General features: G+C 29.5%; 10 protein-coding genes. All 10 read right to left on the bottom strand.

The window, feature by feature from the left end; all coding sequences use genetic code 11:
- Positions 1 to 112: 112 nt before the first annotated feature.
- Positions 113 to 1,660 (bottom strand): ribonuclease Y, encoded by a 1,548-nt coding sequence (gene rny / locus ABCM86_RS09080; RefSeq protein ID WP_195931462.1) that lies wholly within the window; start codon positions 1,658 to 1,660, stop codon positions 113 to 115.
- A gap of 309 nt (positions 1,661 to 1,969) precedes the next feature.
- Positions 1,970 to 3,031, bottom strand: coding sequence for a recombinase RecA (gene recA / locus ABCM86_RS09075; RefSeq protein ID WP_343003874.1), 1,062 nt, complete (start codon positions 3,029 to 3,031; stop codon positions 1,970 to 1,972).
- Positions 3,032 to 3,450: 419 nt separating this feature from the next.
- Entirely contained in the window at positions 3,451 to 3,993 is a 543-nt protein-coding gene (pgsA, locus tag ABCM86_RS09070) for a CDP-diacylglycerol--glycerol-3-phosphate 3-phosphatidyltransferase (protein ID WP_195931272.1), read from the bottom strand.
- A complete protein-coding gene (gene rimO, locus ABCM86_RS09065) occupies positions 3,977 to 5,314 on the bottom strand; it encodes a 30S ribosomal protein S12 methylthiotransferase RimO (RefSeq protein WP_343003871.1) in 1,338 nt (445 codons plus the stop codon). The genes pgsA and rimO overlap by 17 nt, the downstream gene beginning before the upstream one ends.
- A gap of 18 nt (positions 5,315 to 5,332) precedes the next feature.
- On the bottom strand, positions 5,333 to 7,804 hold the full coding sequence (locus ABCM86_RS09060; protein ID WP_330593238.1) for a DNA translocase FtsK: 2,472 nt from the start codon (positions 7,802 to 7,804) through the stop codon (positions 5,333 to 5,335).
- A 152-nt stretch (positions 7,805 to 7,956) separates the two neighbouring features.
- The gene (locus ABCM86_RS09055; protein ID WP_195931273.1) at positions 7,957 to 8,664 is read right to left on the bottom strand and encodes an ATP-dependent Clp protease proteolytic subunit; all 708 of its coding nucleotides are present in this window, start codon (positions 8,662 to 8,664) and stop codon (positions 7,957 to 7,959) included.
- A 499-nt stretch (positions 8,665 to 9,163) separates the two neighbouring features.
- Positions 9,164 to 10,372, bottom strand: a complete 1,209-nt coding sequence (dapG, locus tag ABCM86_RS09050) for an aspartate kinase (RefSeq protein WP_195931269.1) — start codon at positions 10,370 to 10,372, stop codon at positions 9,164 to 9,166.
- 9 nt (positions 10,373 to 10,381) lie between these two features.
- Positions 10,382 to 10,627, bottom strand: coding sequence for a YlmC/YmxH family sporulation protein (locus ABCM86_RS09045; protein ID WP_195931268.1), 246 nt, complete (start codon positions 10,625 to 10,627; stop codon positions 10,382 to 10,384).
- Between the two features lie 54 nt (positions 10,628 to 10,681).
- Positions 10,682 to 11,923: a pitrilysin family protein gene (locus ABCM86_RS09040; protein ID WP_295762805.1), complete on the bottom strand. Its 1,242-nt coding sequence runs from the start codon at positions 11,921 to 11,923 to the stop codon at positions 10,682 to 10,684.
- Between the two features lie 85 nt (positions 11,924 to 12,008).
- Positions 12,009 to 12,755: a polysaccharide deacetylase family protein gene (locus ABCM86_RS09035; protein ID WP_295675647.1), complete on the bottom strand. Its 747-nt coding sequence runs from the start codon at positions 12,753 to 12,755 to the stop codon at positions 12,009 to 12,011.
- Between the last annotated feature and the right edge of the window lie 120 nt (positions 12,756 to 12,875).

The following is a 12,875-nucleotide window of genomic DNA, read 5'->3' as shown; positions in this document are numbered from 1 at the left end:
TAGAGATTTTATATATATTTAAATTATATCATTTAAATATATAATTTACCATAAATACATTTCTATACAAAAAACCTCTCTTGAAATAATTCAAGAGAGGCTATTTTAATCATTATTTTGCATACTCTACAGCTCTTGTTTCTCTTATTATACTAACTTTTATTTGACCTGGATATTCAAGTTCTTCCTCGATCTTCTTAGTTATATCTCTAGCTAATAGATGTATTTCTTCATCATTTATTTTTTCTGGTTTAACCATTATTCTGATTTCTCTACCTGCTTGAATTGCAAATGATTTATCTACGCCTTCGTATGAATTTGCAATTTCTTCAAGTTTTTCTAATCTCTTAATGTAGGCTTCTAGAGTTTCTCTTCTAGCACCTGGTCTTGCTGCAGATATCGCATCTGCTGCAGTGACTAATACGGCTTCAACAGTTTGAGGTTCATAGTCTCCATGGTGAGTACTCATTGCATGGATAACATCTTTAGATTCTTTGTATCTTCTAAGTAAATCCATACCTATTTCAACATGTGTACCTTCCATTTCGTGGTCAACTGCTTTACCTATATCGTGAAGTAAACCAGCTCTTTTCGCCAATTTAATATCAGCACCTATTTCGGCTGCCATAATACCAGCTATATGAGCAACTTCTATAGAGTGTTTTAAAACATTTTGTCCATAACTTGTTCTATAGTTAAGTCTACCTAATAGTTTAACTAATTCTGGATGTAGACTATGAACACCTGTTTCGAATATAGCTTGTTCACCATATTCTTTTATGATGTTGTCCACTTCTTTCTTAGCTTTTTCAACCATTTCTTCTATTCTTGCAGGATGGATTCTTCCATCTGATATAAGTTTTTCTAATGCTATTCTAGCAATTTCCCTTCTAATAGGGTCGAAACCAGATAATATTACAGCTTCAGGAGTATCATCTATTATTAAATCAATTCCTGTTAGAGTTTCTAAAGTTCTAATATTTCTACCTTCTCTACCTATTATTCTACCCTTCATTTCATCATTTGGTAGATTAACTACTGTTACTGTAGTTTCTGCAACATGGTCTGCTGCACATTTTTGAATTGCATACCCAATTATCTCTCTCGATTTTTTCTCTGCATCTTCTTTTGCTTGAGTTTCAATTTCTTTAATCATTATAGACATTTCATGTCTTACTTCTTTTTCAGCATTACTTAGTATTATATCTTTTGCTTTTTCACTTGTAATACCTGATATATCCTCTAATTTTTCAAGTTGTTTTACTTTTATAGCTTCGACTTCTTTTTGTTTTTCATCTACTGCTCTTAACTTTTGATTTAAATTAGATTCTTTGTTTTCCATACTTTGTTGTTTTCTATCTAGAGATTCTTCTTTTTGAATTACTCTTCTTTCATATTTTTGTAATTCATTTCTTCTTTCTCTATTTTCTTTTTCAGCATCATTTCTAAATTTATGAATTTCTTCTTTTGCTTCTAAAAGTTTTTCTTTTTTGATTGTTTCTGCATCTTTGTTTGCTTGATCTATTATATTCTTAGCTAAGCTATCTGCTTCGCCAATCTTTGCTTCTGATATATTTTTTCTTGTAAAATATCCAGCTACAATTCCTATAGCCAAACCAACTACTGCTGCTATAATTGCTGTTGCTATTATGACATCCACCTCCTTTGTTATTTAATCCCAAAATTCAATATTACTCCTTATTTTCACATTTATTTAGGTTAACAATCTACTTTTAAGATAAAAAGCTAACATTTTTTAATATGATAAGTATTACATTTATAATCTTGGAATACTGCTCTTTAAGTTATCTAATAAATTAGATAACTTATTTGTCAATTAAAATAAAACTTATTAATAATATTTACTAATTGACAACAAAAAATTATATTAAATTAGAATACTTTACCTCATTTAATTTTATAATTTTTTCTAGCGCATGTCAAGTTAATAGGAGGTTTATAAGAATTATTATTCACCTGTAACATCATTTGAATCTTGCATGTTTTCATCTAACTCATCTTCTTCTAGATTTCTATATTCTGCACCTAGTTTGTAGTATTTTCTAACTTTTTCTTCTATTTCATTTGTTAAATCCATATTGTCAGCTAGGAATTTCTTAACATTTTCTCTACCTTGTCCTAGTTTTATATCTTGATAGTTGTACCAAGAACCAGATTTTTTAACTATATCTACATTAGCAGCTATATCTAATAAATCACCTATTTTAGATATACCTTCTCCATACATTATGTCGAATTCAGCTTGTTTAAATGGTGGTGCAACTTTATTTTTTACTACTTTTACTCTAGTTCTACTTCCTAGAATTTTGTCTCCTTGTTTTATTGTGTCTATTTTTCTTACGTCTAATCTAACTGAAGAGTAGAACTTAAGTGCACGTCCACCTGTTGTTGTCTCTGGGTTTCCGAACATTATACCTACTTTTTCTCTAAGTTGGTTTATGAATATTGCAACACAATTTGATTTTTTGATTGAACCAGTTAATTTTCTAAGAGCTTGTGACATAAGTCTCGCTTGTAAACCTACGTGAGAATCACCCATATCTCCTTCGATTTCTGCTTTTGGAACTAATGCAGCAACTGAGTCTATTACGATTATGTCTATCGCACCACTTCTTATTAATGCTTCTGTTATTTCTAGAGCCTGTTCACCAGTATCTGGTTGAGATATTATAAGGTTGTCAACATCTACACCTAATGCTCTTGCATAAACAGGGTCTAGAGCATGCTCAGCATCTATGAATGCTGCTATTCCGCCATTTCTTTGAGCTTCTGCAACTGTATGAAGTGCTACAGTTGTCTTACCTGAAGATTCTGGTCCGTATATTTCAACTATTCTACCTCTTGGAAGTCCACCTATACCTACTGCTATATCAAGTCCTATTGAACCTGTTGATATAGAGTCTACTACCATAGATGAAGCCTCACCTAATCTCATTATTGATCCTTTTCCAAAGTCTTTTTCTATTTTTCCTAAGACGTGATTTAACGCGTCTAATTTTTCTTTTTCTATAGTCATAATTATTTATTCCTCCATATACTAATTTATAAAAACAAACACTTGTTCGCTTGTATATTAATTATAACTTATAAAGGTTTTTCCGTCAATGTGATTAACTAATTATTTTATACCCTTTATCTTATATATTTTCATTTTATATTTATTTTATAAACAAATCTTTAAAATCTTATACCTTTAATTTTATAATTTTATCTATATAAAATATTTTTCACAGTTTGTAAAACTCCTTTATAGCCTTTTTAAAAAATCTTTATCATAAATATATTGAAAAATATAGATTTTTTTAAAACACATATACAGAAATTATACTTATTCACAATTTGTAAATGATTATAATTTCCTTAGAATTAAAAAAAGAGTTGTTACTTTGTATATTAATAATACACAGTAAACAACTCTTTAAATTACTTTTATTTGCTATTCATAAATAACTCTTTATTTTTGTATAAGTAGTCTATTCCTGAATAAAGTGTAAATATTGTAGCAATATACATAGCTATTGTTCCAATAAATACTATAGTTTCATTTGAGTAATTAGCTCCTATTAATAATAGTATTATAGCTATCATTTGGCTTGTAGTTTTAATTTTTCCTCCACCACTTGCAGCTATTACTTTTCCATTATCAGCAGCAATTGCTCTTAAAATACTTACCGTAAGTTCTCTTGCAACAATTATTATTACCATCCAACCAGCAACTAAATTATATTCTATCATGCATATTAACGCAGATAAAACTAATAATTTGTCTGCTAATGGATCCATAAACTTCCCAAAATCAGTAACTAGATTGTGTTTTCTAGCTATTCTTCCATCTAAGAAGTCAGTTATAGATGCTAATATAAATATTATGCATGATATTAAAAAGAAATTATTCATTTGTGATAACATAACTATCACAAATACTGGTATAAGGCATATTCTAAGCAATGTCAGCTTATTTGGTAAATTCATCTTCTATTACCCCCATTAGATCATACTCTAAAGCATCAGTTATGATTACATTTACAAATTCCCCTACTTGAAGATTTCTTATAGATTTAACATATACTACTGCATCTATTTCTTCTGCATCGTATATAGTTCTACCTACATACACGTTGTCTTCTATTTGTTCTTCAACTAATACTTCATATTTGTTCCCTACTTTATTATTATTCTTTTCTTCTGATATTCCTTGTTGAATCATCATTAATCTTTCTTGTCTTTCAACTTTTGTCTCTTCATCATGATGATTTGGAAGTTTATCAGCTGGAGTATCTTCTTCTCTTGAGTAAGTGAATACTCCTAATTTATCAAATTGAGCTTCTTGTATAAATTCTGAAAGCTCATCAAAGTCTTGTTCTGTTTCACCAGGGAAACCTACTATTATACTAGTTCTTAAAGTAGCATCTGGTATATGACTTCTTATCATATTTATTTTAGATAATATATCTTCTTTAGTTGTTTTTCTGTTCATTAATTTTAATACTCTGTTGCTTGCATGTTGTATAGGCATATCAAAGTAGTTACATATATTATCGTATTTTTTGATTACTTTTACTAAGTCTTCTGTTATTGATTCTGGATAAGAATACATAACTCTGATCCATTTTAATCCGTCTATTTGAGCTAATTCTTCTAAAAGATCTGCTAATCTTTCTTCTCCGTATAAATCTAATCCGTATTTAGTAGTATCTTGTGCTATTACTAATAATTCTTTAACTCCGTTTTCTGCAAGTTTTTTAGCTTCTGCTATTACATCTTCCATCTTTCTACTTCTGTATTTTCCTCTTAATTTAGGTATTATACAGTAAGTACATTTATTGTCACATCCTTCACCTATTTTTAAGTAAGCCATATGACTTGGAGTTGATACATATCTTGGTAAGTTTTCATCATATGCAAATTCTATATTATTTAAACTTACTATTTGATGTTTTTCGCTAAGTTCTGCTAATATTTCATCTATATTTTGATAACTACCTGTACCTACTATAGCATCTATTTCTGGTATTTCTTCTTTTAATTCGTCTGCATATCTTTGAGCTAGGCATCCTGTAACTATTAATAATTTTAGATTTCCTGTTTCTTTAAGTTGTGCAAATTCAAGTATAGTTTGGATTGATTCTTGTTTAGCTGATTCTATAAAACCACAAGTGTTTACTAGTATTACATCCGCATCTTCAAAACTACCTGTTAGCTTATATCCTTTCTCATTTAATATACCCATCATTATTTCTGCATCCACTAGGTTTTTCGAACATCCTAGAGATTCTAATGCTATTTTTAACATAAATTACTTGCTCCTTATTTAACTTTCTCTTTTTAAATTTTCTAATTCCTCTTTTGTTATTAAAACTTTACGAGGTTTACTTCCTTCACTCGGTCCAACTATACCTCTTTCTTCCATAGAATCTATAAGTCTTGCCGCTCTATTAAATCCTATTTTGAATTTTCTTTGAAGCATTGATGCCGAACCTTGGTTGTTTGAAACTACAAAATCTATAGCTTCTTCTAAAAACTCATCTACATCGTTGTCTTTTACAGCAACAGGTCTAGATATTGTCTCTATTATTTCTTCTTCGTATTTTACTTCCTCTTGTTCTTGAGATTTTATTTCGTCTATTACTTTTTCTGATTCTTCCTCAGATATAAACGCCCCTTGTATTCTAACTGGTTTTGCTGCACCTAAAGGATAATAAAGCATATCACCTTTTCCAAGTAATTTTTCTGCTCCACCCATATCTAGAATTGTTCTAGAGTCTGTTTGTGAAGAAACTGCAAATGCTATTCTTGATGGTATGTTTGCTTTTATTATACCTGTGATTACATCTACAGAAGGTCTTTGTGTAGCTATAATTAAATGCATACCAGCCGCTCTTGCCATCTGTGCAAGTCTACATATATAATCTTCGACTTCGTTACCACAAGCCATCATTAAGTCGGCTAACTCGTCTATGATTATAACTATTTTGTACATTTTATCTTCACATTTTTTGTTATAACCTGTGATATCTTTTACTCCATTTTCTGCGAATAATTGATATCTTTTGTTCATTTCATTAACTGCCCAGTTTAAAGCATTTGATGCTTTTTTAGGGTCTGTAACTACTGGTGACAATAAATGAGGTATTCCATTATAATGTGCAAGCTCTACTACTTTTGGATCTATTAAAAGAAGTTTTACTTCTTCTGGTGATGATTTATATAGTAGAGATGTTATTATTGTATTTATGCAAACACTCTTACCAGAGCCTGTCGCCCCTGCCACTAGTAAGTGAGGCATTTTTGCTAAATCTGCTATAAGCGGTTTTCCACTTATTTCTTTACCAAGCCCTACAGCCAAGCTAGATGGATTATTTAAAAATTCTTCACTAGTTATAACTTCTTTAAGTCCTACTACTTGAGGCTTGTCGTTTGGAACTTCTATTCCTATTACAGATTTTCCTGGAACTGGAGCTTCTATTCTTATGCTTCTAGCAGCTAAGCTAAGAGCTAAGTCATCAGATAGATTTACGATTTTACTTACTTTTGTTCCTGGTTTTGGAGAGACCTCATATCTAGTTATAGTAGGTCCGAAAGTAGCAAGACAACTATCTATCTCGATATTAAAGTTTTTAAGCGTTTCTTTTACTGCTGCACTTTTATTTTGCTCTTTATATCCATTTTTTCCTATATTATAATTTTTAAGACATTTTATTGAAGGTTTTTTATATTTAGATGTTATATTTGAAACATCTCCTTTTTTAGAATCTGTCTGTAAATTAAAATGAAGTTGTTCTAAATCACTTGTCTTATTTGAAGTAGATTTTGTATCAAATACAGATTTATCGTAATTATTAGTACTTTCTAAATCATATTCTTTATTAGACTCTCTTTTCATAAGGTCATTTAATTCTTTTAAACCACTATCCACAGGCTCCATAGTCTGTGTTCCTTCTAATATTTCTAGTACGTCGTCTTCTGCTTGATTAAATCCTACTATTTTTACTGTTCTTTCGTCATCATAATCTTGAGAAACTGTGTTTTCATTTTCTGATAGATTATCTTCATTTTGGTCATCTTTGTGATTTTTCTTATTTGCTAACTTTTTAAAGAATCCTGTCTTTTCATCAACTATTGTAGTATCGTCGACTTCATCTGTTATCATATCTAATGCTGAATTTTTTAAATTATTAAGCATATCTTTGAAAGTTAAATTTTCATCTTTAGCAACAGTTGATTTATTTTTTACACTCAATATAATGTCTTTAATTGATATATTAAATACAAATATAATGCTTAAAAATAATGCAAATAAACTTATTAACCAGCCACCAGTAATTCCAAATATCTCTTTGATAAAGTAGGCAATTATAGATGTTATAAGACCAATTCCTCCATCTTCAACACCAACTCTCATAATTGAACTTATCATCTCTGGTCTTAGTGGATTATCAACCGGTATAAGATTTGAATTAAAAAGACCATAAAAAATAAATATAAATATTATTGCTATGTAGTATACCTTACTTTTTCTCAGCCTGAATATATATTCATTATTGTCAAAGAATCCTAAAATCCCTGTTAAAATAATAAGTATAGGTATTAACATCGCCAAAGCACCAAACAATCCTTTAAATACTTCTTGAGTTATACTTCCTATAAGCCCCATAGAGCTTGAGTTTAAACTGTATAATAAAAAGATACCTATAAATATTGTTATTAAATTACTATACTCTGATCCAATATTAATATTTGTTGTTTTCTTTTTCGAAAATTTACCCTGCTTCTTCTTTGCCACCAATCTCACCTCTTATTTTAAGGATATTAATACTGTAAAAATTCTATATTCACAGCAAAAAGTGTTAATGCATAAACACTAACACTTTATTTGTATTTTAATATTATATCATAAATTATAGTATTTAAACACAGGAGATTCAATTTGTTTGTTTAATTGTTATTTTCCTTTATTAATTCTTTAAGTTTTGTAAGAGATTCTTTAAGACCTCCGACTTCATCTATAAGTCCACAGTCTACTGCTTCTTTACCTATTAGAACACTACCCACATCACTTACAAGTTCATCTTTTGTATACATAAGCTTAGTCAACTCTTCTTTTGATATGTCTGATGTTCTAATTATAAATTCGTTTATTCTTTCCTGCATTTTTTTGAAATACTCAAATGTTTCATTTACTCCTATTACTAGTCCATTTGTTCTTACTGGATGGACTATCATAGTTGCACTAGGTGCGATAAATGAATAATCACCCGCTGTTGCAAGCGGAACTCCAATTGAGTGACTTCCACCTAGTACTAGTGTTACTACTTTTTTAGATATGCTGTGTAAAAGCTCAGCCATAGCAAGACCAGCTTCAACATCTCCTCCAACAGTATTTAGTATTACTAATATCCCTTTTATTTCTGGGTCTTCTTCTATTGAGTAAAGCATTGGTATGATATGTTCATATTTAGTCGCTTTCTTTTGAGGATTCCCCATAAAGTGGCCTTCTATTTCACCGATAATCGTAATGCATTGAATTTCTTTATTTTCTTTTGTCGGTACTTGTGTTGTCCCAAGTTCTTTTATATTTTGGACAACTTGTTTTTGTTTATTGTCTTCTTCATCTTCATCATCATTATCGTTATTTTGTGGTATTTTAGCTTCACTTTTCAAATCGTATTCTGTAATATTTTTATTAGAGCTACCTATTAAATTTCCGTGGCCTTCTTTTGGCTTTTGATCTGGGTTTTCTTTTGGATTATCTATAGTATTTGGATTTTGTACCTTTCCTTCTAGATTATCTAGATTGTTGTCTTGGTCGTCATCAACACCTAAGTTACATAAATTAATATCATTTGCATCTGAAAAATTCCAATCGCATAAATTTATGTACGGATTTTGAGTATTTTCGTTTTTTGGCATATTTTCACCCCTTATATTTTATAAATATATTAGACAAAAGTTATTATAAAAAATTAAGTTTATATAGCAATTTGTCAACTATTATACAGAAATATTTTGCCCAAAATAGAATATTTTATTATAGAAAATTCACTCCGTTCATGACGCCAACAACTTTGTATATTTATTAGAATAAAAATAAGCTTACCTAATATAAGGTAAGCCTATTATCGATATATCATTATGTATTTTATTAAACAGAAAATGCATTGTGTATAACATGCACTGTTGTCACCATATCTTTTTCATCTACAAGACAAGACAATGAGTTGTATGAATCTGAAGATTGGAGTAATGTTACATTTTCAGCATTTAAAGCTCTCATTATTTTTGCTATAACCCCTGGTGTCTCGGTCACTTTATTTCCTATTAATGTTACTTTAGCACAGTCAGGTTTTATTTCATATTCTACATCGTATTGTTTTAATATATTTTCAACTTCTTCAAGATTGCTTACATCAAGTGCAAAAGCTTTCTTTTCAGTAAAGAAATTTATCATATCCATATTTATATGTCTATCTTCCATTTCATTTAATATTCTAGAAAATATATCTTCTGTAGCTATAACTTTAACTTGTGCTATCTTATCTTTATGAGCAACAGCACTCATAAATTTAACTTTTGAGCTGTCTTCATATACATCTTTTAGCACATTTGCTGGACCTATTTTTGTCCCCTCATAATTTGGATTATAAGTGTTTTTTATTTGCAGTATTATATCTGCATTTTTAGCAAGTTCTACTGCTCTTGGATGTATAACTTTTGCTCCCTTTTCTGCCATTTGAAATACTTCATCATAATCTACATATTTTAATACTTTAGCATCTGGCTCAATTCTTGGATCTGCCGTCATTATACCATCTACATCTGTATAAATTTGTACTAAATCACTGCCTAATGCCTTTCCTATAGCAACTGCTGATGTATCAGAACCGCCTCTGCCTAGTGTAGTTATTTCACCATCTTCAGTTCCTCCTTGGAACCCTGCTATAATTACAACTTTTCCATCAGCTAATTCTCTTTGAATTTTTTTAGGATTTATTTTTTTTATTTTAGCATTTGAAAATGCTTTTGTAGTTATTATACCTGCTTGAGTCCCAGTTAAAAATGTAGCTGGTATTCCCATTGAATCTAGCATAGTTGCAAGTATTGTACCTGATATAATTTCTCCACATGACATTATCATATCAAGCTCTCTTTTTGTAGGTCTATCATTTATATTAGTACACATGCTTATAAGTGTATCTGTAGCATATGGAGCCCCTTTTCTCCCCATAGCTGAAACAACAACTGCTATATTTTTATATTTTTCTTTATGTGCTTCTATTATTTTACATACTTCTTTCATCTTTTCGTATGATGCTACTGATGTACCACCAAACTTTTGTACTAAAACCTCCATAATATCCTCCTAATATATTCCTTCATATTCTATTATTATCATATCATTTCCAATTTTTCTTACATTTCTCCACGGAACTTCCAATACTTCTTTGTCTTTTCTAAGACCTAAAAACCCTCTTTCTCTAGGTATAGATAAGGCTAGTATATTTCCTGTAGCCTCATCTATTATAATATCACATTCGCCGACTACCCCTAATCTCTCTCCTGTGATTAAATTTACAATTTCTTTACCTGCTATTTCAGATAAATACATAAATATCCCTCCAATATAAGAAATTATTCATTTCAAATTTAATATTGTCAAGATTTATAAATTTATGTTTTCTACATCTTTACCTACTATGCAAACACCCATATTTTCTGTATTAAATACTTTTTTGATTATTTTAACTACATCGTCGTATTCTACTGCGTTAATATAATCTATAATATCTTGTTCGTCATCTACTTTATTTCTCATAAGCAGATTTTTCCCATTTGACATCATTCTGCTACTAGTACTTTCAAGATCTAACATATAGCTTCCCTTTAGTTGTTCTTTACTTTCATGTATTTCTTGTGGCGAAATATATTCATTTCTAATTAGTTCTATTTCTTCTAATATAGATTTATACACTTCTTGTATATTTTCAGTACTAGTACTAGCAAATATCCCTAACTCACCGCAATCTTCATATAAAGTTTGTGATGAATATATAGAATAAGCTAAGCCTTTTTCTTCTCTTATCTTTTGGAATAATCTAGAGCTTATGCTTCCTCCAAATACATTATTTACAACAGATAAAGCATAAACTTCCCTATTATTTGTCATAGGTATAGCATCTAAATTAATTGCTAAGTTTACTTGTTCTATATCCTTGTTCTTTTTAACAATACAAGGATTAAAGTTTGGCTTTGTAGTGGTTGTATCTACTGATTTTGGTTGCCAAGTTTTGAATTTTTCTTCTATTTGTTTAACTATTTCCTCAAATTTAAAATTACCACAAATAGATATTATAGAATTGTTTGGCACATAATATTCATTGTAGTAATCTAAAATACTTTCTCTTTTTAAGTTTTTTAAAGACTGTCTATCACCTAAAATATTCATACCAAGACTATGGTCTTTATAAATATTTTCAAGTAATAAATCATATACCAAGTCATCAGGAGAATCTTCATACATCTTTAATTCTTCTAATATTACTGATTTTTCTTTTTTAATATCTAGTTCATCAAAGCGAGAATTAAGTATCATATCGCTAAGTACATCTATTCCTATATTTATATGCTCATCTAGTAATTTAACATAAAAACAAGTACATTCTTTACTTGTAAAAGCATTTATTACTCCACCTAAATTATCTATCTCTCTCGCTAATTCTTTTGAAGTTCTATTTGTAGTTCCCTTAAATAGCATATGCTCTATAAAATGAGATACTCCACTATTTTCTTTTGTCTCCATGATAGAACCAGCTTTTACCCAAACACCTAATGAAATTGACTTTAAGTAAGGTATTTCTTCCCCAATTATAGTAAGTCCGTTTTTTAATGTCTGACATTTATACATACTGTCCTCCAATTGTTTAAATATTGAAAATTATATATGTATTTATTATAGTGTACACGTTTAATTTATACAAGTGAAAATTATTCTACTCAAATACATCACTTAATTTGCCAGGGATATACCCCTTTATTCTTATAATTGATATAATATCATCTAAACACATTGTTGTAGCCTTTGTAGGATGCATCAAAACTATACTTCCATCTTTTATGTCTTTCTTTTTAATTCGTTCTATTATCTTATCTGGGTTATCCTTGTCCATCCAATCTATAGTATCGACATCCCATTTATAGCATATATATCCTAAATCATTAGCTGCTTTTACCGTATCGTCACAAAACGCTCCAGACGGTGCTTGAAAGAATTTACTCTTAGTATTTGATACATCGTCAATAATATCTTGTGCTTTTTTTATTTCATTAAAATTTTCATCATAAGATAATGTATCATAGTTTATATGCTGGTATCCATGATTTGAAATTTCATGGCCTTTTTTTTGCATTTTGAGTATCATATCTTCGTTTTTTTGTGCCCATTTACCTGTTACTGCAAAAGTTATTTTAACATTTTCTTTATCTAATACTTCTAAAATCTTTTCTATATATTCATCTTCCCAGCCTAAGTCTACGTTGCAAGTAATTGCAACGTGACCACTGTTTTTAAGCGTACCCATAGTATAAGGCTGATTATTTTGGGCCAAATCCAACAAATTCATAGTATCTTGTGTTCTATTTTTTAATATGTACGCTATGCCACCTATTATAAATGCCAATATCAATATAAAAATTAATATCTTTTTTAATTTCTTTTTACTAACTACCATCAACACCATATTGGGTTCCTCCTTATTAGTACAATCCTATATTACATATTATTTAAAGAGTATATTTTTTATTCACGCTTTAGAATAATTTCTTGTCCATAAAATTTATTAGAAATTTGCTTTTATTAT

Source organism: Clostridium sp. 2218st1_F5_2218SCRN_220325 (genome assembly GCF_039062665.1).
In the GTDB taxonomy this organism is placed as follows: domain Bacteria; phylum Bacillota; class Clostridia; order Peptostreptococcales; family Peptostreptococcaceae; genus Intestinibacter.
Note: the sequence above shows the minus strand (reverse complement) of the source record. Positions and strands in the feature narration are given on the sequence as shown.

What these genes read in the sequence shown, in the direction of transcription:
- pgsA (WP_195931272.1), bottom strand. Translation starts at nt 3,993, where the DNA reads ATGAATTTACCAAATAAGCTGACATTGCTTAGAATATGCCTTATACCA.
- rimO (WP_343003871.1), bottom strand. Translation starts at nt 5,314, where the DNA reads ATGTTAAAAATAGCATTAGAATCTCTAGGATGTTCGAAAAACCTAGTG.
- dapG (WP_195931269.1), bottom strand. Translation starts at nt 10,372, where the DNA reads ATGGAGGTTTTAGTACAAAAGTTTGGTGGTACATCAGTAGCATCATAC.
- ABCM86_RS09045 (WP_195931268.1), bottom strand. Translation starts at nt 10,627, where the DNA reads ATGTATTTATCTGAAATAGCAGGTAAAGAAATTGTAAATTTAATCACA.
- ABCM86_RS09040 (WP_295762805.1), bottom strand. Translation starts at nt 11,923, where the DNA reads ATGTATAAATGTCAGACATTAAAAAACGGACTTACTATAATTGGGGAA.
- ABCM86_RS09035 (WP_295675647.1), bottom strand. Translation starts at nt 12,755, where the DNA reads ATGGTGTTGATGGTAGTTAGTAAAAAGAAATTAAAAAAGATATTAATT.